The 25,973-nt window shown below is 45.0% G+C and carries 25 protein-coding genes and 1 riboswitch; of the genes, 5 read left to right on the plus strand and 20 right to left on the minus strand.

The features are described 5' to 3' along the window. Nucleotides 1-375: 375 nt before the first annotated feature. Complete coding sequence (locus ASD40_RS37390) at nt 376-540, minus strand: hypothetical protein (protein ID WP_156390148.1); 165 nt, start codon at nt 538-540, stop codon at nt 376-378. Between the two features lie 192 nt (nt 541-732). Between ASD40_RS37390 and kduI the strand changes: the two genes are divergently transcribed. The 4 genes from kduI to ASD40_RS21820 are packed head-to-tail and all read left to right on the plus strand — an operon-like array spanning nt 733 to nt 3,958. Continuing rightward, nucleotides 733-1,566, plus strand: a complete 834-nt coding sequence (gene kduI, locus ASD40_RS21805) for a 5-dehydro-4-deoxy-D-glucuronate isomerase (RefSeq protein ID WP_057305272.1) — start codon at nt 733-735, stop codon at nt 1,564-1,566. 34 nt (nt 1,567-1,600) lie between these two features. Continuing rightward, nucleotides 1,601-2,356 (plus strand): DeoR/GlpR family DNA-binding transcription regulator, encoded by a 756-nt coding sequence (locus ASD40_RS21810; RefSeq protein WP_057305273.1) that lies wholly within the window; start codon nt 1,601-1,603, stop codon nt 2,354-2,356. Nucleotides 2,357-2,374: 18 nt separating this feature from the next. Beyond that, nucleotides 2,375-3,127, plus strand: a complete 753-nt coding sequence (kduD, locus tag ASD40_RS21815; RefSeq protein ID WP_057305274.1) for a 2-dehydro-3-deoxy-D-gluconate 5-dehydrogenase KduD — start codon at nt 2,375-2,377, stop codon at nt 3,125-3,127. After that, nucleotides 3,128-3,958, plus strand: coding sequence for a sugar phosphate isomerase/epimerase family protein (locus ASD40_RS21820; RefSeq protein WP_057305275.1), 831 nt, complete (start codon nt 3,128-3,130; stop codon nt 3,956-3,958). It abuts the gene before it with no gap. A 60-nt stretch (nt 3,959-4,018) separates the two neighbouring features. Here the strand turns inward: ASD40_RS21820 and ASD40_RS21825 are convergent, their stop codons facing one another. Continuing rightward, the gene (locus ASD40_RS21825; protein WP_057305276.1) at nt 4,019-4,492 is read right to left on the minus strand and encodes a GlcG/HbpS family heme-binding protein; all 474 of its coding nucleotides are present in this window, start codon (nt 4,490-4,492) and stop codon (nt 4,019-4,021) included. Nucleotides 4,493-4,642: 150 nt separating this feature from the next. After that, nucleotides 4,643-4,721, plus strand: a riboswitch (ZMP/ZTP riboswitch). 62 nt (nt 4,722-4,783) lie between these two features. Between ASD40_RS21825 and ASD40_RS21830 the strand changes: the two genes are divergently transcribed. Next, nucleotides 4,784-5,377 carry a DJ-1/PfpI family protein gene (locus tag ASD40_RS21830; protein WP_057305277.1) on the plus strand — a complete coding sequence of 198 codons (594 nt, stop codon included), beginning with the start codon at nt 4,784-4,786 and terminating at the stop codon, nt 5,375-5,377. A 463-nt stretch (nt 5,378-5,840) separates the two neighbouring features. On the opposite strand, the gene ASD40_RS21835 is transcribed toward ASD40_RS21830, so the two are convergent. The 18 genes from ASD40_RS21835 to ASD40_RS21920 all read right to left on the minus strand — a co-directional run bounded on the left by ASD40_RS21835 (nt 5,841) and on the right by ASD40_RS21920 (nt 25,973). After that, nucleotides 5,841-6,062, minus strand: coding sequence for a hypothetical protein (locus ASD40_RS21835; protein ID WP_057305278.1), 222 nt, complete (start codon nt 6,060-6,062; stop codon nt 5,841-5,843). A gap of 111 nt (nt 6,063-6,173) precedes the next feature. Continuing rightward, entirely contained in the window at nt 6,174-7,298 is a 1,125-nt protein-coding gene (locus ASD40_RS21840; protein WP_057305279.1) for a Ger(x)C family spore germination protein, read from the minus strand. Continuing rightward, nucleotides 7,295-8,395: a GerAB/ArcD/ProY family transporter gene (locus ASD40_RS21845; RefSeq protein WP_057305280.1), complete on the minus strand. Its 1,101-nt coding sequence runs from the start codon at nt 8,393-8,395 to the stop codon at nt 7,295-7,297. Before ASD40_RS21845 ends, ASD40_RS21840 begins: the two co-directional genes overlap by 4 nt. Before the next feature lie 26 nt (nt 8,396-8,421). Beyond that, complete coding sequence (locus tag ASD40_RS21850) at nt 8,422-9,543, minus strand: Ger(x)C family spore germination protein (RefSeq protein ID WP_057305281.1); 1,122 nt, start codon at nt 9,541-9,543, stop codon at nt 8,422-8,424. After that, nucleotides 9,540-10,640, minus strand: a complete 1,101-nt coding sequence (locus ASD40_RS21855) for a GerAB/ArcD/ProY family transporter (RefSeq protein ID WP_057305282.1) — start codon at nt 10,638-10,640, stop codon at nt 9,540-9,542. The genes ASD40_RS21850 and ASD40_RS21855 overlap by 4 nt, the downstream gene beginning before the upstream one ends. Beyond that, nucleotides 10,637-12,175, minus strand: coding sequence for a spore germination protein (locus tag ASD40_RS21860; RefSeq protein ID WP_200957454.1), 1,539 nt, complete (start codon nt 12,173-12,175; stop codon nt 10,637-10,639). The genes ASD40_RS21855 and ASD40_RS21860 overlap by 4 nt, the downstream gene beginning before the upstream one ends. Nucleotides 12,176-12,367: 192 nt before the next feature. Then, nucleotides 12,368-13,375 (minus strand): LLM class flavin-dependent oxidoreductase, encoded by a 1,008-nt coding sequence (locus ASD40_RS21865; protein ID WP_057305283.1) that lies wholly within the window; start codon nt 13,373-13,375, stop codon nt 12,368-12,370. Between the two features lie 89 nt (nt 13,376-13,464). Further along, nucleotides 13,465-13,962 carry a GNAT family N-acetyltransferase gene (locus ASD40_RS21870; RefSeq protein WP_057305284.1) on the minus strand — a complete coding sequence of 166 codons (498 nt, stop codon included), beginning with the start codon at nt 13,960-13,962 and terminating at the stop codon, nt 13,465-13,467. 13 nt (nt 13,963-13,975) lie between these two features. Next, a complete protein-coding gene (gene solA / locus ASD40_RS21875; RefSeq protein WP_057305285.1) occupies nt 13,976-15,136 on the minus strand; it encodes an N-methyl-L-tryptophan oxidase in 1,161 nt (386 codons plus the stop codon). A gap of 50 nt (nt 15,137-15,186) precedes the next feature. Then, the gene (locus tag ASD40_RS21880) at nt 15,187-15,897 is read right to left on the minus strand and encodes an amino acid ABC transporter permease (protein ID WP_057305286.1); all 711 of its coding nucleotides are present in this window, start codon (nt 15,895-15,897) and stop codon (nt 15,187-15,189) included. A gap of 8 nt (nt 15,898-15,905) precedes the next feature. After that, complete coding sequence (locus ASD40_RS21885) at nt 15,906-16,604, minus strand: amino acid ABC transporter permease (RefSeq protein WP_057305287.1); 699 nt, start codon at nt 16,602-16,604, stop codon at nt 15,906-15,908. Further along, nucleotides 16,605-17,474: a transporter substrate-binding domain-containing protein gene (locus tag ASD40_RS21890; protein ID WP_063860123.1), complete on the minus strand. Its 870-nt coding sequence runs from the start codon at nt 17,472-17,474 to the stop codon at nt 16,605-16,607. A gap of 154 nt (nt 17,475-17,628) precedes the next feature. Next, entirely contained in the window at nt 17,629-19,668 is a 2,040-nt protein-coding gene (locus tag ASD40_RS39265; protein WP_057305289.1) for an ABC transporter ATP-binding protein, read from the minus strand. 17 nt (nt 19,669-19,685) lie between these two features. Further along, nucleotides 19,686-20,579 carry an ABC transporter permease gene (locus tag ASD40_RS21900; RefSeq protein ID WP_057305290.1) on the minus strand — a complete coding sequence of 298 codons (894 nt, stop codon included), beginning with the start codon at nt 20,577-20,579 and terminating at the stop codon, nt 19,686-19,688. Nucleotides 20,580-20,615: 36 nt separating this feature from the next. Further along, nucleotides 20,616-21,542 carry an ABC transporter permease gene (locus tag ASD40_RS21905; protein ID WP_057305291.1) on the minus strand — a complete coding sequence of 309 codons (927 nt, stop codon included), beginning with the start codon at nt 21,540-21,542 and terminating at the stop codon, nt 20,616-20,618. Nucleotides 21,543-21,564: 22 nt separating this feature from the next. Then, nucleotides 21,565-23,217 (minus strand): ABC transporter substrate-binding protein, encoded by a 1,653-nt coding sequence (locus ASD40_RS21910; protein WP_057305292.1) that lies wholly within the window; start codon nt 23,215-23,217, stop codon nt 21,565-21,567. A 32-nt stretch (nt 23,218-23,249) separates the two neighbouring features. Next, entirely contained in the window at nt 23,250-24,578 is a 1,329-nt protein-coding gene (locus ASD40_RS21915; protein ID WP_057305293.1) for an LLM class flavin-dependent oxidoreductase, read from the minus strand. Nucleotides 24,579-24,635: 57 nt separating this feature from the next. Continuing rightward, a complete protein-coding gene (locus ASD40_RS21920; protein ID WP_057305294.1) occupies nt 24,636-25,973 on the minus strand; it encodes an LLM class flavin-dependent oxidoreductase in 1,338 nt (445 codons plus the stop codon).

The following is a 25,973-nucleotide window of genomic DNA, read 5'->3' on the forward strand; positions in this document are numbered from 1 at the left end:
ACGAACAACCTCCGGCTAATTTCATTGTATTTTCTTAGCCTAAAAGTGTCCAACTTAATTAGGGGGCTTTATAGAATTGTTGTACATGATGCAACAACTAATGGAAAAAGGTGAGATTTAGGTAGTAATTGTTGTACTTTCTACAACATCATTCAACCGCGAACATGAATTCATTCATCTAGTAACCTCAATTTGCCTATAATGCAATCCCAAATCTTACTTAACCTAGCAAAAATCCGTTGCAAACTACCCTAAATAAGGGAAGCATCGTCGCCTAATCCCAAAATAAAAAAAGGACCTTGTTATCTACACATGTAGACAACAACAAGGTCCTTTTCAGCGCTCTCCCATCTTCGGGAGGAGCTCTTCCACTTCCTAACCCCGATCATCGGGATCGCCGGCAGAGAACACCTTTTTCACATTATCCATGATTTCCTCAACTGCCTCACTCAGCATATCTGTTGGTGTTGTAGCCTCTTCCTCAGGCTGAGTAGGAATCGTATCGTTACATACGTGATCGAAATAATGACTTTTATCCATGCGCTAACCTCCTAATTGTAAACCAGGCTCGTTTGTTTGTTGTTTACTTATTCCGTATCCTTTATTCACCCGAACAGAAACTTTTGAAACATAGGTCTGAAAACCCTTGCCTAAACCCCATTATTGGAGTAAATTAAACCTATATGAACGAATATCAACATAAATAAACCAAATATGAGGAGAGATTAACCGATGGATATCCGCTACGCATCACACCCGAATGAAGTTAAGCAATTTGACACTGAACGCCTGCAAGCTGAGTTTCAAATTAACGCTTTGTTCTCACCTAATGAAATTAAATTGGTTTATTCCCACGTTGACCGTTTCATCATTGGTGGTGTCCTTCCAATTACGGGCGCACTTCAATTGCAAGCTGACAAGAAAGAAATGGCTGCAGATTATTTTTTAGAGCGCCGCGAGATCGGTATTATTAATGTTGGCGGCAGAGGCACGATCACCGTTGACGGTACGGTTTACAACATGGATTCCAAAGATTGCATTTATATTGGTCTTGGCGCGAAGGATATTACGTTTGCTAGTGATAACGCTGCCGAGCCAGCGAAATTCTACTTTAATTCAACACCTGCTCACCAAACATATCCAACGGTGAAAGTCGCCATCAGCGAAGCTACTCCTACTCATTTAGGCAGCATCAATACATCCAATGAGCGCACGATTTACAAATACATCCACACAGGCGGCATAAAAAGCTGTCAACTCGTTATGGGTATGACACTTCTGAAGCCAGGCAACATGTGGAACACAATGCCTTCCCATACACACAATCGTCGTTCCGAGGTTTACTTCTACTTTGACATGCCGGAAGATGCGGTAGTGTTCCACATGATGGGTGAGCCGCAGCAAACACGTCACGTAGTTATGCGTAATGAGCAAGCTGTCATCTCCCCAAGCTGGTCCATTCATAGCGGTGTTGGCACGAACAACTACACCTTCATTTGGGGCATGGCTGGCGAAAATCAAATTTTTGATGATATGGACGCCGTGGCCATGAAAGATTTAAAATAGTCGGTAACCTCTATTTAGAAACGGATGACACCCGATGAACCCTTTACGCAGATATGAAACCATTATGGAAATACTTCTGGCACAGAAAGAAGTAACGGTGAACGAGCTTAGCGAACGGCTGGACGTTACTGGTAAAACGATTCGCGAAGATTTGGCCAAACTCGAAGAAAAAGGGCTGCTTGTCCGCATTCATGGCGGAGCGGTGCTCGCTCAAAGTGATCAGCTTGGCATACTTTCAACGAAAGAGCCGATCATTAAGCATGCCGATCAGAAATCCGAAATCGCGACGATAGCTCTGCGATACATTCAACCAAGAGATATCATTGCCCTCGATGGCGGCAGTACAACACTTGAAATTGCTAGGCGGCTGGAGAATCAGCCGCTTACTGTTGTAACGAATGATCTATTTATTATCTCCGAGCTCTTGCATAAGGAAGAAATCCGTCTGGTTGTTCCAGGCGGCTACCGTCTGCGCAACATGCTCGCAGGTCCTGAAGCCGTGGACTATGTGAATAAGCTCAACATTCAGAAATCATTCATTTCTGCTACTGGCGTTCATTTGCAGCACGGCTTTACCATCTACACAAGTGATCATGCCGATTATAAACGTGCATTGATTAGATCCAGCGCAACGGTTTACGGCGTTGCCGATCATTACAAATTCGGCCAATGTGCCTTACGAACGTTCGCTTCCTTGTCTGAAGTTGCTATGATCCTAACAGACAGTGCCCTACCCGCTGAAATTGCCAAGCAATACCGTGATGCTGGTATTCAGATCGTAACTCAATAGTAAAAAGGAGTAACCTTCATGACACTTTTTAATTTAACAGGCAAAACAGCCTTCGTAACCGGCGCTTCCGGCGGTCTTGGTCAAGCCATGGCCATTGGCCTTGCTGAAGCAGGAGCAAATGTCATTGCTGTATCCTCTTCCGAAAGCGTTCAAACGGTAGAAGCCATCCGAGCACTAGGCGGCAAAGCCGAGCTGATCGCAGCTGACCTTAGCAACGAAGACATCCTTGAGGATGTTGTAAATAAAGCTAACGGTATCTACGACGGCATCGATATTCTCGTGAATAATGCCGGAATCATCCGACGTACGCCGGCTGTTGACCATGCACGTCAAGATTGGCACGATGTCATTGATCTGAACTTGAACTCTGCCTTCTTCTTATGTCAGCTAATTGGCCGTCACATGATTGAGCGCGGCAGCGGCAAGATCGTGAACATCGCTTCCATGCTAACCTACCAAGGAGGCATTAATGTTCCTGGCTACACAGCGAGTAAACATGCTATAGCTGGCGTGACCAAAGCTTTAGCGAACGAGTGGGCCGGGAAAGGTATCCAGATCAATGCCATCGCCCCTGGTTACATGACGACGAATAATACAGCTCCTATCCTCAAAGATGAGAAACGTACACAATCCATTACAGACCGAATTCCGGCAGGCCGTTGGGGCTCTCCCGAGGATTTGAAAGGTCCTGTTGTGTTCTTGTCATCGCATGCATCGGATTATATGAACGGACACGTACTGTGCGTGGACGGCGGATGGATGGCTAGATAGATGGGAATCGGTACGTTAGCCCATACCGTCGGCCATCTTCCATTGAAGCAATTAACAGAGAAGCTAAGCGGACGAGGCATTGACTTCGTTCAACTGGCACTCAGCAAAGCAATCAGTGATTTTGACACCAGCCTCGGTAGGCTCAGCCCTGCTCTGGCCAACCACATTGGCGAGCAATTCCACCGTGCTGGTATCCGGATTGGCGTGCTTGGCTGTTATATTAACCCGATTCATCCTGATCCCCAGCAGCGGCGTCATGAAATCAACCGGTTCAAAGAGCATCTGCGTTTCGCCAGAGACTTTGGTACCTCTATCGTTGCGACGGAAACAGCTGACCTAACGACGTACCTCTCACAGGATTCCGAGCTTTATGAGGCCATGGGATGGACAACCCTCAAGCAAACAGTTGAAGAATTAGCGGAAGAAGCGGAACGTTGGGGTGTCTTCATCGGACTCGAACCTGTTTTCACTCACACGTTGTCTAGTACTGAGAAAATGGTTCGGATTTTGGATGAGATTCCTTCCAGTAATCTGGGGGTTGTGTTTGATCCAGTGAATCTAATGCCACCTACTGCTGTTGAGTCACAAGAAATTTTTCTGGAACAGGCATTTGCTGCTTTCGGTGACCGTATCGTCCTTGCCCATCTTAAAGATGTTGTCATTCAGAACAACAAACGGCAAGAGGTACGATCCGGTAAGGGTATTTTCCAAACGAAAACGTTCTTAGAGATGCTGCACCGGGTAAAACCGGGGATCGACATCTCCTTAGAACAGCTTGCTGATGATACGCTTGATGAAACTTTTCAATATGTAAGAAGCCTTATGAGTTAAAAATAAGCCCTTTTCTCTCTATCATCAGAGGGACTGGGGCTTTCCTTTTTGAAAAGATGCCTATTTCTTTATATCAGGCTCTGTCATGACTTCATACGTGTTACCCAAATAAGACTGCAGCGCCTTTAACGCCGCAACCCCCACCGCAATGTCATCCTCTCCATTCCCTCCACTTACACCGACTCCGCCAATGACACTCCCGTTCACCACAATCGGAAGCCCCCCGACGAAGATAGCAAATTTACCAGGCATCATGGCATGAATACCAAATGCCTCACCATGGATGGTCGCTGGGCCACCGGGTTGATTGAACAAATGCGTAGAGCGCCTGTGACCGCTAGCTGTAAACGCCTTTGCTATGGCGATTTCAGGGCTCGTATTGCGAGCGCCATTCATTCTTTCTAACGCAATTAGATACCCGCCATCGTCTACGATACATATCGTTTCGGCTGCATTCGCTTCTATTGCCGCTTGTATGCCTGCTGCGATCATGACCCTCGCTTCCTCTACTTCAAGCTTAAAAACCGATTTCATAAGTCAATCCCTCCCTGCTTTACTGCCATTATGACGTGCGCAACAAACGCCTCTTCCATTCATATGGGGACGTGAAGGGTTTATGTCATGGTCGTCACTTGAAAAAAGATATTGTATTTCGGTGCGGGCAATTGTAAGATTATAAAAATTAAATCGATGTGTGACTGGCGTAAACATGGATAACCATGAGGGAGCACATCGCAAACAGCCGTACGCCTGGGCAAAGTATTTGATCCTTAATCAAATGCTTTTTTGTGCTTCTATGACAATTGAAAGGTCAGGTGGCTGTTTATGAAAATGGCATTCGTACTATTCGATGGAATGACCACGTTAGACTTCGCTGGCTTCTATGAAGCTATCACATGGATGGGGATTATGGGGGCCAAAGAGAACGTCACTTGGGATTTCTGCTCCAATAAGGAGGAAATTACGGACGACCGAGGCTTAACCGTTAAGGTAACACATGTCTATCCCGATCTATCGGATTATGATCTCTTGTTCGTACCTGGCGGATTTTCAACGAGAAGCCTTAGATTCGACTCTGCCTTCATCACTTGGCTTCAAACCTCAGCTAATGTGACTTACAAGGTTTCTGTATGCACAGGTGCTTTGTTACTAGGTGCAGCCGGATTCCTACATGAAAAAAAAGCAACCACCAATCCTTTCGCCTACGAGTTATTGACACCATACTGTTCCGAAGTCGTTAAAAAACGAATCGTCCGAGACGGAAATCTCTTTACCGGTGGCGGCGTTTCAGCCTCTATTGATTTAGGATTATTCGTCATTGAATCTCTTACTGATTCACTTTTCGTGCAGCAGGTTCAACAAAAGATGGATTACCCCTACTATCAAGCGGGACAGTTGTTTAAAGTGAATTTGGAGTAATAAGGTGTTTGGGTTGGTGTGAAAGTGAGTTCGAGTAAATGTGTATACCTGTAGCCAAGACGTATATGTTCAAATATTTGTTTACTTACTCGCTCATCCATGTAATGTTGTTGCATTTTATACAACATTAAGCGAGGGAATCCACATTTTCCTCGCGATTGTTGCACCAAATACAACAATTCCAGCCAAAAGTAGCATTTTAGCAGGAAATTAGGCTGAATTGTTGTACGAAATACAACATCTTCACTTTAGCCCAGGTGAATGGATAGGAATTGTTGTACGCTGTACAACAATTCTCTCCCCTATTCCCCACATCCACTGTAAACCTGGAAATCCACCCTCACTCGAGCCGAATCCCTATCTTCATCTTCCAAGCAATGGGTAAACTCCACTCCCGCCTGACCCAAAACAAATAAATAAGCCCACCCAACACTCATAAAGTGTCTGGATAGGCTTATCAGCATTATTTTTTAGGTTGTTCACGATTAACACGAACGGGTCTCTCGACCCAATTCTCACGATTCATGCGTTGAACCTGATTAATCGGATTCTTAAGATCGATAATTTCAACTGGTTTACCTTCCGCTTGCATGGTGGCTGCTAGCTTTTCCTTATAACCCGTTCCAGGCGCTGGTCCGCCACCCCCGTTGCGCTTACCCTTGTTCCAAACTTTACCTTTACTCATTTCACCACTCCATTTTTGTTTTAAGTGTAAAGGCATAAGAAGAAAAACGCAAATATTTACTTCCAATCCATTCGACTATCTTTCAAAGCGGAGTACCAACTCCTAGTCCATTCACTTCAAAGGCCCCATGCTTCGTATATTTACCTTAACGGAAATATGAATGTCAGCCTTTGATAGCGCTTCTCCCCAATGTTCCTCTACTTTCTTGTATTTTCTATATTCATGAGCCCGTGCGTTGAGACCAAGCCCGATAGGATCTATATGCTGCTCCTGTATCTTCTTGATGAGGTTCTCGAATTTCTTTTTCACTTGTTCAGAAATCAATCCCTCTAACTCTTTGCCATTCTTTCGCACATCAAAAGGGAACAAAAGTTCAGTAAGATCAACTGGCATTGTAATATTGATATCGAACCTAAACTTGTTCTGTTGGTATGAAGTCTTAACCTTCCTTTTCATGCTTTGAACCATAATACTTACATGGTCTGTTTGGATGGGACCACTCTTTTCACGCCCAGGAATCGTAAGTGTTAAGTTAACAGACTTCTTTGCATTTTTATTCAATATTTGAAGTAAAATGGTTTCCTCTTTGTCCAGAGAAGCTTTATATTTCCCTTTATGATCCAGCAGCGTTGCGCCAGTTAGCATGATCCGTTTGGCCTTGTCCAACTGAATTTCTGAGATATAGGGCGTCACTCCTTTTTCAAACATTTGCCAATGCAGATTCTGCAGCGTTGTTTGTACCGTCTCCGATCTAGCACTCTTCGTATCAATCATCCCCCGAAGCAATAAGGGTAAAATGGGTTGATCTTTCGGATTTAAGTACATAATGTCGGAAATAGGTCCATTAACAGCGATGATCCTTGGTGTTAATGGATTTTTCATATCGCGAAAGAAGACATCAAGCATCTGGAACCAATCTTCGTGCTCGAGGATGCGCTTTCCGATAAGCATGACCTGAACCTTTCTACCTGTAATTACACCTGGTGCTCGTTCATCCTGTTTTCCCCTTGCTTGTCGAATCGTTTGCGACTCTACTTTGACTATTAGATTTTCATTCTTAATACCTCTGCCGTGCACGGGATTATGCAAATAAAAAAGTAAGTTGTCTTCATTATCTAAATCCACCCCTAAGGCGAGATTGTTTGTAGCATTTTCCAAATCTAACCGATCTCTGCATCCAGGGACGAAAGAAACAAGCAAGAAGATGAATATAACATTCAGCATCCGCTTGTTCATAAGTGCTTCCTCCACTTAAATCGATCATGTATACTTACATATAAAAGTAAACAAACAGGGGCTATGTACTCAACACCCAAACCGATCTGACCAAGTAAAGTATTCATCTTTTCACTCTGAAAAACAGTAGGCATAAAGAAAAACGTGCCTACGGCAATGAACACCCATAGCAGCCGTAAATGATTACGGTGGTCTTGCTTTCCGATTAGCCAAGTTGTACAAAAAACACTCATGTACATCGTAGGTATCCAAGACAATGAAAAGATAAGAAGATAAAACGCGATAAATATGACTTCGATCCTTGATATAAATGTAAACTCGATCGTTTTCAATACATTGATCGTAGGTTCGTTGTATTCCATAATTTCATCTGTGCTGAAGTAGGCGAAACAGATAATGGTAATGAATAAATACATAAGCATTGTCAATGTATACGAGATAACAAGACCGATGGAGGCCATCCGCTTATTTTTGAGAAACGGATACAAGATAAACGTGGTTGAGAATCCGATATGATAATAAAAAGTGCTCGGTACCGCCGCGAATACAGGCTCCCATCCTTCCTTAAGTACAGGAAACAGCCGCAGCCAATGGGCATCCTTAAGCGGAAGTAAATACACAATAGGAATCCATAAAGATAGAAGCATAACCAATTCCACATATCTGCCCAAAATGCGAAGTCCGTTTCGCACAATGACATAAGTGGGAATGAGCAGCAGAATCATAATGATATAAGCTGGAGTTTGCTGCAAAAGATATTGTTTAACAATCAATACGGTATATACAAGCCCCGTGTATCCGTAGTAACAGAGATACAGGGCAAATAGGATGGCCACAACTTTGCCTGCCCCTTTACCCAAATACACTGTCACTAAATCCAGCAAAGTCCCGTCAGGATACCTTTTCATCACTTGTACGACGATTAAACTCGCTGCCATGGAAATAACCCAAACGACGATAAGAGCAATCCAGCCAGCCGTACCTGCTTTTTCGGATAATACGCGCGGCAGCGACAAAAAACCGATGCTCAATACCATACCAAAGTTGAGAAAGATATACTGCATGAAGGTGATTTCATTCAAGCCATATTTTTTCACTTGCTGTCCCCCTCCGAGTTAATCTTTTACTTCACTGTTCCCATAGCTCCTATGGTTGTCTTCACGGAAACATGAATGTCAGCTTTGGCCAACGTCTCACCCCAATTATCTTCCACTTTCTTGAAATGGCTATATTCATGCGCTCGGGCATAAAGCCCAAGCCCCATCGGATCAATTTTATCCGCTTGTATTTTGTGTATGAGACTTTCCAACTGCTTTTGTAATTGAATATTAATTTTATTCTCCAAATCTTTTCCTTGACTTCTCACATCGTAAGGGAACGTTAGCTCTGATAGACCAACGCGCATGGTAATATGGATATCGAATTGAAACTTGTCATTTTTGTAGGAAGTCTTGACTTTCGTTTTTATTTTTTCAGCATTTAGACTTAATTTATCTGTGTGGAACGGCCCGATCTTCACTTGTCCGGGAATGGGAAGTGTCAAACTAACCGCCCGCTTTGTCCTATTTTGCAAAATTTGCAGTAGAATACTTTCCTGTATGTTCAGAGAATCGGCGAAATTCCCTTTATTATCCAGCAGTGTTATACCCGTCATCGCAATTTGTTTATTCAGCAAGCGAACTTCGGAGATGTAGGGAGTTTGACCCTTTTCGCGCATTTGATTGTGCAGCTCCTGCAAAGTCGTCTTTACCGTTTCCGATCGGGTATTCTTCGTTTCGACCATATCCCTAAGTAATAAAGGCAGCATGGGTTGGTCTTTCGGATTTAAGTGAATAATTTCAGAAATAGGTCCATCGAAGGCAATAACCCTGGAAGTTAACGGGTTTTTGGGATCGCGAAACCAAATATCGGTTAATTGAAACCAGTTTTCTTGCTGTAGTATTCGTTTGGAGACCAGTACGACTTGAATACTTCTGCCCTGGAAAACGCCCGGCGCATAACTGTCCTGTTTCTCTCTCGACTGACGATTCGTTTGTGGGGTCACCCCAATTTCACGCGTTTTCTTCTCAGCACTTTGACTGAATACTGGTGATGTACTGTAAAGCAATAATTTGTTTTCTTGATCGAGATCAAATCCTACTAATAGGGCGAATGTGGCATCTTCCATATCTAACCGATCACTGCAACCAGCAGAAAGAACGACAAGCACTCCGAGAAGCATATTTTGAAACATCCGCTTGTTCATATGTTCTTCCTCCACTTAAAACGATTATGCGTCCATAAATAAATCAGTAAACAGCCAGGAAATACATATTCGATGCCAAAACCAATCTTTCTAAGAAGCTCATTCATACGATCACTTTGATTAAAAGATGGCATGAAAAAAAACGTGCCCACTGCAAGAAACAACCAGAGTATTCGAAAATGATTGCGGTGATCCTGCTTTCCGAGCAGCCAGCTAGTCGTATAAACACCTAAGTACATAGTAGGTATCCATGCTAATGAAAAAATGAGTAAAAAAAACGCGATAAACAGTATTTCCATCCGTTCTATGAACTTAAATTCAATGGATTCCAAAATATTGACCATGGGTTCGTTGTATTTCTGAATTTCGTCCGGGCTGTAATAGACAAAGCAGATTAACGTAAGGAACATATACCCGAACATTGTCAATGTATCGGAGATCATAATGATACTGGAAGCCTTCTGTTTGTTCTTCAAAAACGGATACAAAATAAACGTTGTAGCAAATCCAATATAAGAAAAAAACGTTGTAGGTACAGCCGAAAATACAGGCTTCCATCCTTCTTTTAATAAGGGAAGCAAATTCAGCCAGTGAGCATCCTTGAGCGGAAGAAGATACACAACGGGTATCCAACAAGAGATTATAACAACGAGCTCCGCATATCTGGCTAAGATGCGAAGTCCATTGCGCGTTATTACATAGGTTGGGATGAGCAGCAAAAGCATGACTATAGATGCCGACGTTTGCGGCAGCAACCATGCCTTCGTAATCAATACAGCCTGGGCGATTCCTGTGTAAGCGTAATAAAAAAGATAGAGGGCAAATAAACTAGCTGCCAACCTAGCTGTCCATTTCCCCAAATATCGTGTAAGTAGATCAAATAATGTGCCATCAGGGTGCTTTTTCATCACCTGAATAACAATTAAGCTTGCTGCCACCGTGATGATCCAGCCTATAATGAGCGCGATCCAGCCATCTGTGCCTGCCTTTTCCGCCAATATTCGCGGCATTGCCAGAAAGAATACACTCATCTGAATGCCGCTATTAAGACAAATATACTGCATAGTGGTGATCTCATTACCTGCAAATCTATTCATTTCCCATCACCCTCTGGACGATTTTCACCTTGCCTCCGCAATTGGGTCGCTTTTACCCCTAGTGGTCGCTTGCCCATTTTCCACAACGGTAAACGAATGAACGTATCTTTCCAATCGGCATAACGAACCGGCGCGAAAGGGGTGCCGTACGGCGTTCCAAGCGATTCGAGTGCAATTAAGTGTCCGATCATCGTCATCAAACCAATAACGATGCCCACTATACCGAACATGGCAGCAGCAATCATCATGACGAAGCGGATAAGTCGAACGGCTGCCACCATATCATAATTAGGCAGGATAAAGGAGGAAATTGCCGTAAAAGCAACGACAATTACCATGGTATTACTGATAAACCCCGCTTGTACGATCGCTTGTCCAATAACAATCCCCCCAACAATGCCAACGGTTTGCCCTACTGGGGCTGGCAATCGCACTCCTGCCTCCCGCATCATTTCTAAAGTCACCTCCATGAGAATCGCTTCAACAAAGGGTGGAAACGGCACCCTTCCTCTGAACTCACCAATCGTGAGCAGTAATTTCACCGGAATAACCTCGAAATTATAGGAGATGACGGCAATGTAGAATGCCGGTAAGAATATGGCGACGAAAAAAGCGAAAATCCGCAGCAGCCGTATAAAAGTAGCAATCGACCAGCGTGTGCTGTAATCGTCGATGTTTTGAAAAAATGATATAAATGACACCGGTGCGATCAACACACTGGGCGAACGATCGACGACAACAGCGAGTCTTCCTTGCAAGATCTGTGAAGCCGCAGCATCTGGTCTTTCCGTCGTTATTAATTGCGGAAATGGGGAGTACGGATTGTCCTCGATCATTTCTGCCAACTCACCAGTGTTAATGATGACATCGACATCAAGCTGCTCAATCCTATCTACAAGTTCTTTCAACATCTCAGGATTCGCAACATCTGCTAAATATAAGATAGAAACTAAACTGTTACCTCTTCGTCCAACGTTCATTTCTATAATTTTTAATTCACGGTTTTGAATATAGCGACGGATTAAAGCAATGTTTTGGGTTCCTGTTTCAACAAAACCTTGATGTGCTCCTTTTAAAGAAGCCTCAACCTGTGGATCTTCAATTGCCCGCTGCGGCCACCCTTGCGTTCCTAAAGCGTAGACTTCCGTTCGTCCGCCAACAAAGAGAATACTGCTGCCATGCAAAATGGCAGACTCAATTTGCTGCCAAGACAACAACGGATTGATTTGACCTACATTTATCGTGAAGCCATATTCCAAATCGCCGCTTCCCGTTTCAAATTGAAGAGGCCGAAGCACATTATTATTGATTGCGTTTTTATCTATGAGTCCATTCAAGTAGACTAGCGCCGCTTGGTCCCCAGACTGTTTGATTATAAAATGCCGTACAACCAGATCGGGAGTTTGACTGAACTGACTTTGTAAATAGGTTATATTTTGCACCAACGACACACTTATCGAGTCGCTAGGCGGCTGATTAATATGCTCTGGAATCGAACGATACTTCTTTTTTCCGAACCAGTTTGAAAATAACAACGAACTTCACCACCTCCCCCTTATTCTTCCTTTTAATATCCAAAATTATGTATTCATGATAAAGGCTGTACGTCATTGAAGCGGAAGTAAGGATACGATACCAATAGAAAAAGCAGCCACCGTTAATCGGTGTGCTGCTTCTGATTTACAAGATTGAGTTTATATCCATACGGCCAAACTTTACGTTAACATTTACCCTTGCAGCTCAAACGCTTTGGCTAATAAACGATAAGAATGAATGCGCGCATCCACATCATGAATCGGAGAAACGACCATAAACTCATCAGCTTTATACACCTCATTCAGCTTGAGAATCTCCGCTTTAACTTGCTGAGGAGTACCCACAATACGCTTGTGTTGGCGACCGCGTATTAGGGCCAAATCAGCTTCTGTATACGGATAATTCATTGCTGTTTCAACGGAAGGGAATGAGGGCAGCAGCGCGCCGCGGCCAAGGGAGAGGAAGAACAAATCCGTACTCGTCGCTAATCGATTCGCCTCTTCTTCCGTATCTGCACAGACAACTAAAACCGCTGCAAGCGAATGAGGCTTATCATTCAAAATAGACGGTTTGAATTCCTCGCGGTAAATCTGCAGCGCTTGTTCACAATCGGCATTGCCAAAAAACTGGGCAAAACCAAATGCAGCCCCTTGTTTAGCAGCAATACTGGCACTGTCATAAGAAGAACCGAGCAGCCAAATTTCTGGTGCTGTCGGAATAATAGGAGACGCGTGCAGCGCGGCAAAGCGATGGCTCGCAGGCAGCGAATCATATAAATACCCTGTCAAATCAGCAACTTGCTGCGGGTATTGATCTACGCTTGTGTATTTCCCCTCTTGCAGCGCTCGCGTTGAGATTGGCATGCCGCCTGGCGCACGCCCAAGACCAACGTCAATCCTTCCAGGATGCAGCGCCTCCAACAAACGGAAATTTTCAGCCACTTTGTATGCACTATAATGCGGCATCATGATACCGCCTGACCCTAAGCGGATCCGATTCGTTTTTGCAGCTAAATGAGCGATAAGTACTTCTGGGCTTGAGTGAGCAAGCGCCTCAGACGCATGATGCTCCGACACCCAGTAACGCGTATAGCCAAGTTTATCTGCCTCTTGCGCCAGCTCGGTCGTTTCAACTAGCGTTTGCGCGGCGTTGCGACCTTCTCCTATTTGTGATTGGTCCAAAATCCCCAATTTTAACATGCTCGATCACCTCCTTTTAACTGTAACATATTTAAGCACAGAATAGCAAAAAACAGCCGGAAGACTCCCGACTGTCTTTACGCATCTAGTTATTGGGCAAGTTGAACTTGATCGAATAAAGTCTTCTTCAGAAAGACTAATGTATCCGTTTCACCTAGCGGCCTTTCGTGAAAGGCTTGATAACCTTTACGTTCATACATCGAAAGCAGCCAAGGATGATTCTTCGACGTTGCAAGGACAACACCGGATGACAACAAGGTATCTCTGACGATGACCTCTTCCACATAAGTCAGAAGCCGATTGCCGACACCTTGATTTTTGAATTCAGGTAAGACAGCAAACCAATACAAAAAAGGCAGATCGGTCAGTTCTGGCAAATTTTTCAATGAAATGGTTGCTGCAATAGAGCCGTTAATTTCCAATACATAGCTTGTATTTTCTAAAAGGTTCTCACGAATCATGTCGATCTCCGCATTCGCGGCTCTAAATGTAATTCCTAGTTCACGAATTGACTCATAGGCGCCATCAATGACTTTGAATTGTTCTTCTGCATCATCAATTGTCGCCAATCGAAAAATCTCACTCATATTGGTCACCTTCCTAGTTGATATGGGCAGCAAGGTCTGCGTTAGCCGAAAACCTGGATAAAGCAAAAGATGAGATCTCTTGCTCGGTTGTGCCTTCCCTTGAAAGATCTGATAAGATCTCTCCAACTACACTTGCGAACTTAAAGCCATGGCCTGAGAAACCGCCCGCCAATAGGACATGAGCATGTTCCGGATGACGATCGATAATAAAATGTTCATCAGGAGTTAATTCATATTTACAAACGGCTCCCCGAAGCACTTGACCCGAAGCTTGTGGCAGAAAGGCTTCCAAGGCTTGCCGCAAATCCTTCTCATCCTCGGCATAATGACCGAACGGTTCGAAGGGCTGCCCTGGCTTCCAAGGCTGACCGGCATCATGCCGACCAATCTTGACGCCGGAACCGTCGATGCTAGGGAAGCCGTAGAACCCGCCATTTTCCGCACCCAATGTAAATCCCGGAAACCTAGCCGAATCATAGAGAGATTCATCTGAGTTGAACCAAGCGACAGCTTTACGAACGGAGCGAATCGGCAGGTGAATAATCGCATTTAACTTACTAAACCATGCGCCGGCAGATAGGATTAACTGATCTGCGTGATAAGCCCCATCTAGTGTTTGTACAGTAACGCCGCTCTTTCCTATTTTGATGCCTGCTACTTGCGTATTGACAAGTAGTCTTGCACCTGCGGCCAAGGCCTGTTGGCGATAGGCGCGTACGCAAGCTTCACTGTACAGAAACCCCGCTTCATGTTCATACAAACCTATGTAAGAATCTGGCGGATTTACGCCCGGCCAACGTTTACGAATTTCATCCGCGTTGAGCTGATCAACTTTTAGCCCAAAAGCAGCAGTAGACTTTAATTTGCTCCCCATATGAAGAGACTTGGCGGCTCCCATGTTCAGAACTCCGCTGCGTACAAGCAGCCGCTGTCCGCTGGCTTCCTCAAGCTCCTTCCACAGCCGGTCAGCTCTAATTGCCATTGCCGTGTAGGAGGAACTGCCTGCGTATGCATGACGGATAAGGCGAGTCTCCCCATGATGACTGCCTGCCGCATGGGGCGGATCAAATTTATCAATTAATAATACTTTCACCTTGTTTTTGGCCAAATGATATCCAGCACTCATGCCCATCGAGCCTGCGCCTATAACAATGACATCATATGAGGTTGGCATAAGTTACATTTCCTTTCTCATACAACCGCTGCGCGTAGTTGTTAACCGAATCATAGGACTCCTCCTCGATTATAGACCGTAACTTTTTTCTCCAAAAATGCGGTGAGTCTTTCTGCTAACAAGGTCAACCCCCAGTAAATAAAGGCTGCGGCAATATATGCCTCGAGAAATTTTAAGCTTACTGAAGCAACAACGCTTGCTTTGCCAAGGAGCTCCATCTGAGACACGGTGAAGGCCAACGATGACGTATGCAGAAATCCAACGAAAATATTGCACAAATTGGGTAAAATAACGCCAATCGCTTGAGGCGCTACGATTCGCCAAATCGCTTGAGGTGTTGTCATGCCAATGGCATGGGCGGCTTCGATTTGACCTCGATCAACCGATAAGATGCCGGATCGAATGATCTCCGACATATAAGCACCGGCTGTTATAGAAAATGCCGTCAACACAATAAGCAGAGAAGGAATCGATGACGATTTGAAACCCCATCCATAATACGCAGACAACCGATCAATGACGAGCGGCAGCCCAAAGTAGATAACAAAAATATGAAGCAGAATCGGCGTCCCGCGTAGAAAGGATACGTAGAAATCTAGGAGACGATGTACATATTTCACTTTGTAGATACGAGCGAAAGCCGTTACTACACCGATGCCGAAGCCGATAACAAGCGGGATGAAGGTCAGCACCAAGGTTAACGGTAATGCCTTTAATATTTGGAAAAAGGCTGTATAAATAAAAACAATATCGATTTTCATGTCCTCACTCACCCCGTTAATGGACGCTCATGCCTTTGCAGCCTGAACTCCGTCACTTTAAAAACTTTTTCCAAAATAAGTACAGTTACGTAATATATGATCGTTAAACTGATATAAACTTCCAACGTATGCGCCGTAGCCGCAATTAATGTTTGCCCACGCCCCATCATATCCATGACCCCAATCGAGAAAGCCAACGACGTATCTTTGAGAAAACTAATCACTGAATTTGCAAAGTTAGGGAAGGCAATAAGTAAAGCCTGTGGCGCAACGATTCGAGAAAAGGATTGCTTACCGGTCATGCCTACTGCATAAGCAGCTTCGGTCTGGCCCCGATCGACGGCATTGACAGCCGCCCGGATGTTTTCAGATTTGAAAGCGGCAATACTAAGGCCATAAGTAATAATCACGAAATAGATCGGATCCCATCGAGATATATTGATATCGATAATCTCGAGCAGCATCGGCAAACCATAGAAAACAAGGAATAATTGGATCAAAATCGGCGTTCCACGGATAAACGATACGTACACGATGGATAGTTGGCTAAGCACTGGAATACGATATAAGCGAGTTAGGGCAATCAGTGTACCCAGCACAAGACCTAATGCAAGTGATGCCACAAGAATGAGAAGGGTTAAAGGCAAGTAGTAGAGCAGCTTCGGCAGAAACTCCGCAACAAGCGTAATATCGAATGATTTCCCCATCTAGCTACCCACGGTATAGTCGGCTCCCAGCCACTGCGTACTTAATTTACCGAGTGTTCCATCTGCTTTGATGGCTTTCACGGCTTCGTCAATCTTCTTTTTCAGCTCTTCTTGATCCTTGCGTAAAATGAAGTAAACTTTGGAGTTGGACAGCGGCTCTCCGACTGTTTTTAGCTGCGCATCTACCGATTTATTAACGAAATCAATCGCAAACTGCGTACTAATCGAGGCATCCGCACGACCTTGCTTAATGAGTGATTTTGCATCCTCGCCTGCGCCTGTATAAACGATATTAATACCGGTGTTGTGTTCTTTATTATATTTTTCAGCCAGTACAGCCGCGTTGCTTGTTGCGGTTACCAATAACTTCTTACCTTTAAGATCATCAATAGATTTAACGGTATTGTTGTCTTTGTGAACGATAATTTTGTTCGGAAAAATATTATAGGCTTCATCATTGAATAGGAATTTCTGCTTTCTTTCCTCATTCACTTCCATTTGGTGTGCAATGAAGTCGATTTTATTCGTCTCTAAGCTCAGCAAAAGGTTCTTGAATTCCATCGTTTTGAGCTCAAATTCATACTCGGGAAGCCGCTTATCGATTTCTTTGACAAGCTCTACATCATAACCCGTAAGGTTGCCCTTATCGTCAATAAAGCAAATGTTCGGGAATTGTGTACCTGTTCCCACCACAATTTTTTTAACCCCTTTTGGCGCTGCTGTAGCTTGAGCTGCAGGTGCTGTTGTAGCAGCGGCTGTGGCTGCGGACCCGGTGGATGGGGACGTGCTGGCCGTTTTAGTTTGAGCCGCACATCCTGCTGCGAATGCAGCCGTAAGAATAAGGGATGAAAGCACCGTGAATTTTTTCATGATTAAATGCCTCCTGAGTACTGATATTAGATTTATGTATATATGACTATTCCTACGTTTTAACTATTTTTTTATCCGAAAAGAAAACGGGGTATTTTTCCCGTTGAAATGAAGACATGCCATGACGAATATTCTTTATATGTTACAGAGGATATTACAGAGGGTAATGACAGGCCGTCCAATGACCTTTCCGCAATTGGAGCAGCTCTGGCTGCTCCTCCCTGCACCTTGCCGTTGCTGCAGGACACCTGGTGTGGAATCGGCAGCCGGATGGCGGATTCGCAGGGGATGGAATTTCTCCTTCAATCGCAAACCATTCTCTTTTCCTCGTGGGATCAGGTGAAGGTATGGAGGATAGCAGCCCCTTCGTGTAGTGATGGGATGGATGAAGGAACAGCTCTTCACTTGGCGCAATTTCAACCAGTTTTCCTAAATACATCACACCGATACGATCCGATAAATGGCGCACAATATTTAAGCCATGGGCGATAAATAAGTAAGTTAACCCCAATTTTCTCTGCAAATCCTGCATTAAATTAACAATTTGTGCCTGTACGGATACGTCGAGCGCAGATACCGCTTCATCGGCAAGAATGAATTGGGGATGAAGTGCTATGGCTCTGGCGATACCAATTCTCTGCCTCTGACCTCCCGAGAACTCATGAGGGAATCGATCATACATGGAGCGATTCAAACCAACTAGTTCCAATAGTTCTTCCACCTTAGCGCGCTTTTCTGCTTTGCTTAATGATTCATGTACATCGAAAGGTTCGCCGATAATATCGCCAACTTTCCAACGCGGATTCACTGAACCGTACGGATCTTGGAAAATGACCTGCATATCGCGACGTGCTCCCTGCAGTCCTTTGGCCGAAAGCTCGGATAAATCCTTCCCTTCGAATAGAACCTTTCCTTCCGTCGCCCTCTCCAGCTGCAGCAGAACCCGGCCTAAAGTAGACTTACCACTGCCGGATTCGCCTACTAAACCGAAGGTCTCACCTTTCTTAATCGAGAATGACACGTCGTCAACAGCGCGAATATAGGTCTTTGAACGGTTAAACGTCCCTTTCCCTACTGGGTAAAATTTACTTAGCCCTTTTACCTCGAAAAGCTTCTCTGTAGCTGTCTCCTGTTCTCCTAACTCAGGAATGGTCAGATCATTCTTACCAGATTTAATAGCCGTATCCGCTGGCGTTGTATGCTGCTGCCAATCTTCGAGTTTGACTAAATCCTCCGAATACCAACAGGCGGCTAGCCGTCCATTCACAGATTGAAGAGGCGGGCTATCATTCTTACAACGATCCGTCGCAAAAGGACACCGAGGATGAAACCGACATCCTGTAGGGAGATCCGATAAATGAGGTATCGTTCCTTCAATGGAGAATAATCGGGAAGTACGATCACTATCCATCGTCGTAATCGAACGAAGCAATCCTCGTGTATACGGATGATGGGGTTTCGTGAACAACTGCTGAACGGTCGCCTGTTCCACGATCTGCCCTGCATACATCACGATAATGCGATCAGCCATCTCAGCCGCAATCCCCATATCATGTGTAATCAGGAGAATCGACATGTTAAACTCATCTTTAAGCTCCTGCAGCAGGTGAAGAATTTGCGCTTGAATCGTCACATCAAGCGCCGTTGTAGGTTCATCCGCAATAAGCAGCTGTGGATTACAAGAAAGAGCCATGGCAATCATTGCCCGCTGCAGCATTCCCCCAGACAGCTCGCCGGGGTATTGGTTCATCCGGATTTCAGGCTCAGGAATGCCGACACGCTTCAATAAATGAACGGCCCGCTCCCAGGCTTGTTCTCGATTGCCCTGTTTATGCTGAATGATAACCTCCGTGATTTGACTGCCAATTGTAAACACGGGATCAAAAGCAGCCATTGGCTCTTGAAACACCATCGCCATCTTCTTCCCACGTAATGCCCGAAGCTCTTTCTGTGACAAAGTGGCCAAATCATCACCATCCAGCACGATTTGACCGCCGGAAATCACACCATTCTCATAATCAATTAATCGCATGACGGATTTGGAAGTCACCGATTTGCCGCTGCCGGATTCTCCCACTAGACAGACAGTTTCTCCTGCACCAATGTTCAGCGTAATGTCTTGAATTGCCGTGAACGACCCTTTATTCGTTGTAAATTGAACACTTAAATTCTCAATCTCAAGCAGTTGTTTCAATTTGCGCCGCCCCCTTGCTATGCCCTTTTCTGCTTTGGATCCATGGAGTCGCGCAGTCTATCTCCAATTAAATTAACCGATAATACAAATAAGGTGATCGCTAGTCCTGGAAACGTACATATCCACCATGCCACCGTCAGATAGCCTCTTCCCTGTGATAAGAGTGTCCCCCAATCAGGAATCTCTTTGAGCACCCCCAGTCCAAGGAAGCTTAGCCCTGCTCCAACCAATATCGATGATCCCAGACCAATCGTAGACATAACCAAGAGCGGCGACCAAGCATTCGTCAAGACATGGCGGAAAAATATTCGCACATTAGATGCACCTATCGATCGCGAAGCTGTAATGAAGGAGCGACTCTTGATACTCAGAATCTGACCGCGCATGACCCTTGCATATTGTGGAATGGACGCTGCTGCAACTGCAAAGATAAGATTGAATAAATGAGGACCAAGAGCGGCAGCTATGGCTAACGCTAATAGGATTCCGGGAATTGTCATCAGAACATCAATGATCCGCATGAAGAGCGTATCGATGACACCACCGATATATCCAGCTACCGCACCAATGAGTCCGCCTATTAAACCTCCTGCAAGAACAGAAGCAAATCCAATGAATAAGGAGTCACGACTCCCATACACGACAACACTAAAGACATCTCGGCCAAAATAGTCCGTACCAAACAAATGAGCTTTACTTGGCGCGCTCAGAATTTGATCGGTGAGCATCGCCGTAGGGGGATAAGGAGCAATCCATTGCGGAAAAAGTGCACATCCTATCATAAACAAAGTCACGATAGCCGCTAAATAAACGAGTATTTCCGTGGCGCTAATTTTACTAGATGCTTTCGGAAATTGTAGATGCCATTTACGCCTCTGCCAAATAGCCCTCGTGGAAACCACTTCTTTCATACCCAATCTCCTCCCCAATATGGTTTCATTTAGACCTTATGGTGTTCGACGCACCCGTGGATCGATGAATACATAAGAAATATCCACAAGCAAATTCACAACGACGTAGATGATGGCTGAGAAAAAGACAACGCCCTGAACAACCGGCAAATCTTTGGACATGATGGCATCCGCGAGAATTCTCCCAATCCCCTGTCTAGAAAATACGGTTTCGATCACAACGGTCCCTGCCATCAGGTCTCCAATATGAATACCGATAATGGTAATAGCAGGTATTAACGCATTGCGAAGCGCATGTCGATACATCACTAATCGTTCCGATAGTCCTTTCGCACGCAAGGTCACGATGAAATGCTCATTGATGACTTCCAACATCGAGTTCCGTACCATGCGAACGATAAATCCGGCCCCAACAAAGCCAAGTGCGAGCGAAGGAAGGACAAGAGTAATCAACCCTTGGGACCCCATTGCCGGGAACCAGCCTAAGGATACAGAAAAGATGAGAATCAACAGGATCCCCGACCAGAAGGTTGGCATTGATATACCGAACAGCCCTACGATACGGGCTAGAACGTCGATCCATCGGTTGCGGTGTATGGCGGAAAGTACGCCTAGCCCTACACCAATAATCGTGGAAATGAGTGTACTAGCTAAAGTTAGTGCCATTGTAGCTGGGAGATGTTTAATAATTTTGGGCAGCACAGGTTCACTGTTCAGTAAAGACTTACCAAAATCCCCGTGAATCATAGCTAGAAAATAGCGGCCAAATTGGACATAAAAGGGCTCATTCAATCCCAGTTGATGCCTTAAGTTGGCAATAGCCTCCGGGGTCATGGATGAAGGATCGATCATCGAGAGTACGGGATCTCCCGGAAGTACATACAAAATACAGAAAACAAGGATTAAGGAACCAAGAATGACCAGCAAGGAAACCACAAGCCGCTCCGTTATTATCCTGCTCATATCGATTAGCTCCCCTATGTCTTTATTTTTGAATAAACGTGTCATTGAAGAGCGGATAACCTAGGGAATCGAATTTCAATCCTTTAACGGTTTTCGATGCGGCTACTGTATAGGGGAATACATAGATTGGAATGATGACCGCATTATCGATAATCGATTTCTGAACTTGTTTATACAGTTCCACACGTTTTTTATCGTCTGTTTCGATAGCACCTTGTTCAAGCCACTCATCTACTTGCGGATCGGCCAGACCTGGAAGACTTGGACGGGCTTTCGGATCACTCGTATGGTAGAAGGCGTAAAGCGCATTCGGATCCGAGTTTACCTGGCTGTTCCCGTAGATATCATATTCGCCTTTGGTATATACAACATTGGCTACATCTTTGGTAATCTCAACTTCGACAACGATGCCGACTTGTTTCAGCTGTTGTTGAATAATAACCGCAATATCATTGCGTTTTTCACGATTCGGCGAGCCATCTACATAATGTAAAGTCAGCTTTTTGCCATCCTTCACACGGATGCCATCCGCGCCTTTCACCCAACCTAGTTCATCCAGTAATTTGTTCGCTTTAGCGACATCAGGTTTGATTCCGTTTTCCAGCGATGCATCATAGCCGACAACGCCAGGTGAAAGCGGTGACCAAGCACGTGGATATGTCCCTAAATATAGCGTTTTGACAATCGCATCTACGTCAATAGCCGCTTGCAGCGCTTGCCTTGCTTTCACATCGCTCCAAGGTGCTTTCCGCTGATTAATAAACAAGGTATAAGGTAAACCCGTTGTATTCACTTGGTGAACTTGAATGCTTGCATCTGATTTCAAGGAAACGACATTTTGTGGAGGAATGGTTTCGCCTGCGAGTACTTGTTTGCTTTGAACACTGCCAATACGAGTGGCCTCTTCTGGAACGATACGAAATGTGATTTGATCCAAATAGGACTTTCCTTTATTCTCCACGATTTCGGGAGCTGAGTTGTAATCAGGACTGCGCTTAACTTGAATGGATGCATTCTCTTCCCATTTCACAAAGGAAAAGGGGCCGGATCCTACCGGATTTTTACCAAACTGATCCCCATACTTTTTAGCTGCTGTTGGTGATACAATCCCAAGTAAGGCTTGACTTAGGTTGCCCAGGAAAGCTCTGGATGGTGTTTCCAGATTTATTTTTATCGTGAATTCATCAATGACTTCTGAGGATTTATAGGGCTTAATGAGGGCTACGGAGTTAGCCGCTTTCGTTGTTGGATCGAGAATACGATCATAGCTATATTTGACAGCTTCCGCATTAAATGGGGTACCGTCTTGGAATTTCACATCTTTACGCAATTTGAAAATGTAGCTCAAACCATCAGGCGCAACGGTCCATTCAGTGGCTAGCCAAGGTTTGATCGAGCCATCGGGCAGTTGAACGACTAAACTATCGTAAATGGTACGAAGTACCCGAACGGCAACGGCAAGACCGCTGCGATGTGGATCTAATGAATCTGGCGAAGTCGCGAGTGCATAGGTTAGCTCTCCACCTATAACGGCCGTCTGCTTATCCTCTTGCTTGGCATTTGGTGATTGTGCTGCATCCCCGCTGCTGCTTTTTGCTGAACCGCATCCCGTCAAAGCTATGACGAATGCTAATGATAATGTACTTAACTTGACCCATTCTTTTGATCTACGCAAGATAAACACTCCCCCATGTATGTTTCAACGAATTAGTTGGCAACCTTTTCTTTCGTGTAGCGATTAGCAGGAATAGGAATTCCCAAATTCCCGCGCAGCGTGTCCGTTTCATACTCTGTGCGGTAAATACCGCGCTCTTGCAAAATTGGAACAACAAGGTCAACGAAATCATCCAATGCTCTAGGCACCGTCGTGCGAATGACAAACCCATCAGCCGCTTCTTCGTTGAACCACTGTTCTACTAAATCAGCAACCGCCTCAGGTGTTCCTATAAAATTGCCTCTAGGCGTGGCTGCTCTTATGGCCGCTTGACGAAGCGTCAAATTGAGCTCTTTCGCTTCCTTTTTTATTTTATCCGTCGTGCCTCGGAAGCTATTTGCCCCGAAATCACCCAAATCCGGAAATGGTTCATCGAGTGGGTATTGCGAAAAATCATGATGCTCGAAATAGCGGCCCAGGTAGTCAAGCGCGCTTTGGATGGTTACGAGATTAGCGACTTCTTGATACTTAAGCTCAGCTTCTTCCTGTGTACGTCCTATAATCGGATTGATTCCAGGGAAAATTAGCACTTCATCCGATTCACGGGCATAAGCGGCTGCTCTTTGTTTAATGTCTTGATAAAACAGCTTCGCTTCCTCGATATGTTCATGCCCTGTATAGATGGCTTCGGCCGTTCTAGCCGCCAAATCTCTGCCTGATTCTGAAGCTCCTGCTTGGAAAACAACAGGATGCCCTTGTCTAGAACGGCCAATATTCAGTGGTCCTTGAACCGAGAAGAATTCACCTTTATGATTCAGAGTGTGCAGTTTGCCCGGATCAAAGAAAACACCGGACTCCTTATCTCTTACGAAAGCATCGTCTTCCCATGAATCCCATAGGCCTTTCACAACCTGGACATACTCTTCAGCAATCCTGTAGCGCAGCTCATGGGCCGGATGTTCGCCCTTGCCGAAATTTTTGGCTGAGCCTTCAAGTGGAGACGTCACAACATTCCAGCCTGCGCGACCTCCGCTAATATGATCCAGCGAGGAAAACTGACGGGCGACGGTGAACGGCTCACTGTACGAAGTCGATAGTGTGGCGACGAGTCCGATTTGTGAAGTCACAGCTGCTAATGCGGAAAGAATGGTAAGCGGTTCGAAGCGATTCAGGAAGTGAGGATTTGATTTCTCATTGATGTACAAGCCATCCGCGATGAACACAAGATCGAACTTTCCAGACTCAGCTTTCAATGCTTGCTGCTTGTAGTAATCGAGACTGACACTTGCGTCCGTCGAAACATCCGGGTGTCTCCATACAGACATGCTGTTGCCGACACCGCTGATATTAACGCCAAGCTTCAATTTTCTTTGTTTTGCCATTCAATATCCCCCCTATCGTTGGTTGACAATGCGCATAAATTAAGTCGGAATTAAAGCCTATTGGTGCGTCACTTTTTCTTTCGCATAGCGATTTATTGGAAAAGGGAGTCCTAGATTTCCGCGAAGTGTATCAGTTTCATACTCCGTACGATATATCCCGCGTTCCTGTAAAATCGGAATGACCAAATCCACAAAATCGTTCAAACCATTCGGAACACCAGAACCCACTATGAATCCGTCTGCGGCCCCACTCTCGAACCATTCCTGAATGCGATCTGCGATCTGAGTTGGTGTACCTATGAACAGTGGACGCGGTGTGGCCGATTGGAGTGCGACCTGCCGAAGAGTCAGACCATGTTCCTTCGCATTCTGTTTAATGCGATCTGTCGAGCTTTGGAAGCTGTTTTTGCCCAAATCGCCTAGTTCAGGGAATGGGGCATCCAAGTCGTACTGCGTAAAATCATGATGCTCGAAAAAACGTCCCAAATAAGCGAGTGCTTCCTGAATGGTTACTAAATTCGCAACTTCCTGATACTTGCGTTCTGCCTCTTCTTCCGTTACGCCGATAATTGGTCCTATGCCGGGCATTACAACAATCTCATCAGGATTTCTGCCAAAACCTGCTGTTCGGCCTTTCACATCGTCATAAAAGCGCCTAGCATCTTCGACGGTTGGATGTCCAGTAAAGATCGCATCTGCTTCTTTGGCAGCCAAGTTTTTGCCATCCTCAGATGAGCCTGCTTGGAAGATAACGGGTCTGCCTTGCTTGGATCTCCCAATATTAAGCGGTCCTTGTACAGAGAAGAATTCGCCCTTGTGGTCCAATCGGTGCAGCTTCTCAGGATCGAAGAACACACCGGTTTGTTTATTCCTTACAAAAGCATCATCTTCCCATGAATCCCATAACCCTTTGGCAACCTGCAGATATTCAGAAGCAATTCGATACCGCTTGGGATGATCAGGATGATCCTCCAGCTTCTTATTGTAGTTAAGAGCGGAGCCCTCCAGCGGGGAAGTGACCACATTCCACCCTGCTCGGCCATCGCTGATATGATCCAGTGAGGAGAACTGCCTCGACACTGTGAATGGTTCACTGTAGGACGTAGATAGCGTACCGACTAGACCAATTTTCGAAGTTACTGCCGCCAAGGCCGATAAAATCGTTATCGGTTCGAAGCGATTCAAGAAATGGGGAATCGATTTATCATTGATGAACAATCCGTCTGCGATAAACAACAAATCGAATTTACCAGCTTCCGCTTTTTGTGCTTGCTGTTTGTAATAGTTGAAATTCACACTCGCATCTACGATCGCATCCGGATGTTTCCAAGATGACATATTACCGCCGACTCCATGAATGATAGCTCCGAGCTTTAATTGTTTTTGTTTGGGCAT

Source organism: Paenibacillus sp. Root444D2, assembly GCF_001426375.1.
Lineage (GTDB): Bacteria > Bacillota > Bacilli > Paenibacillales > NBRC-103111 > Paenibacillus_E.

What these genes read in the sequence shown, in the direction of transcription:
- ASD40_RS21865 (WP_057305283.1), bottom strand. Translation starts at nt 13,375, where the DNA reads ATGTTAAAATTGGGGATTTTGGACCAATCACAAATAGGAGAAGGTCGC.
- ASD40_RS21840 (WP_057305279.1), bottom strand. Translation starts at nt 7,298, where the DNA reads ATGAACAAGCGGATGCTGAATGTTATATTCATCTTCTTGCTTGTTTCT.
- ASD40_RS21850 (WP_057305281.1), bottom strand. Translation starts at nt 9,543, where the DNA reads ATGAACAAGCGGATGTTTCAAAATATGCTTCTCGGAGTGCTTGTCGTT.
- ASD40_RS21890 (WP_063860123.1), bottom strand. Translation starts at nt 17,474, where the DNA reads ATGAAAAAATTCACGGTGCTTTCATCCCTTATTCTTACGGCTGCATTC.
- ASD40_RS37390 (WP_156390148.1), bottom strand. Translation starts at nt 540, where the DNA reads ATGGATAAAAGTCATTATTTCGATCACGTATGTAACGATACGATTCCT.
- ASD40_RS21880 (WP_057305286.1), bottom strand. Translation starts at nt 15,897, where the DNA reads ATGAAAATCGATATTGTTTTTATTTATACAGCCTTTTTCCAAATATTA.
- ASD40_RS21825 (WP_057305276.1), bottom strand. Translation starts at nt 4,492, where the DNA reads ATGAAATCGGTTTTTAAGCTTGAAGTAGAGGAAGCGAGGGTCATGATC.
- ASD40_RS21835 (WP_057305278.1), bottom strand. Translation starts at nt 6,062, where the DNA reads ATGAGTAAAGGTAAAGTTTGGAACAAGGGTAAGCGCAACGGGGGTGGC.
- ASD40_RS21885 (WP_057305287.1), bottom strand. Translation starts at nt 16,604, where the DNA reads ATGGGGAAATCATTCGATATTACGCTTGTTGCGGAGTTTCTGCCGAAG.
- ASD40_RS21810 (WP_057305273.1), top strand. Translation starts at nt 1,601, where the DNA reads ATGAACCCTTTACGCAGATATGAAACCATTATGGAAATACTTCTGGCA.
- kduD (WP_057305274.1), top strand. Translation starts at nt 2,375, where the DNA reads ATGACACTTTTTAATTTAACAGGCAAAACAGCCTTCGTAACCGGCGCT.
- ASD40_RS21905 (WP_057305291.1), bottom strand. Translation starts at nt 21,542, where the DNA reads ATGAGCAGGATAATAACGGAGCGGCTTGTGGTTTCCTTGCTGGTCATT.
- ASD40_RS21855 (WP_057305282.1), bottom strand. Translation starts at nt 10,640, where the DNA reads ATGAATAGATTTGCAGGTAATGAGATCACCACTATGCAGTATATTTGT.
- ASD40_RS21920 (WP_057305294.1), bottom strand. Translation starts at nt 25,973, where the DNA reads ATGCCCAAACAAAAACAATTAAAGCTCGGAGCTATCATTCATGGAGTC.
- ASD40_RS21900 (WP_057305290.1), bottom strand. Translation starts at nt 20,579, where the DNA reads ATGAAAGAAGTGGTTTCCACGAGGGCTATTTGGCAGAGGCGTAAATGG.
- ASD40_RS21830 (WP_057305277.1), top strand. Translation starts at nt 4,784, where the DNA reads ATGAAAATGGCATTCGTACTATTCGATGGAATGACCACGTTAGACTTC.
- ASD40_RS21820 (WP_057305275.1), top strand. Translation starts at nt 3,128, where the DNA reads ATGGGAATCGGTACGTTAGCCCATACCGTCGGCCATCTTCCATTGAAG.
- solA (WP_057305285.1), bottom strand. Translation starts at nt 15,136, where the DNA reads ATGCCAACCTCATATGATGTCATTGTTATAGGCGCAGGCTCGATGGGC.
- ASD40_RS21870 (WP_057305284.1), bottom strand. Translation starts at nt 13,962, where the DNA reads ATGAGTGAGATTTTTCGATTGGCGACAATTGATGATGCAGAAGAACAA.
- kduI (WP_057305272.1), top strand. Translation starts at nt 733, where the DNA reads ATGGATATCCGCTACGCATCACACCCGAATGAAGTTAAGCAATTTGAC.
- ASD40_RS21915 (WP_057305293.1), bottom strand. Translation starts at nt 24,578, where the DNA reads ATGGCAAAACAAAGAAAATTGAAGCTTGGCGTTAATATCAGCGGTGTC.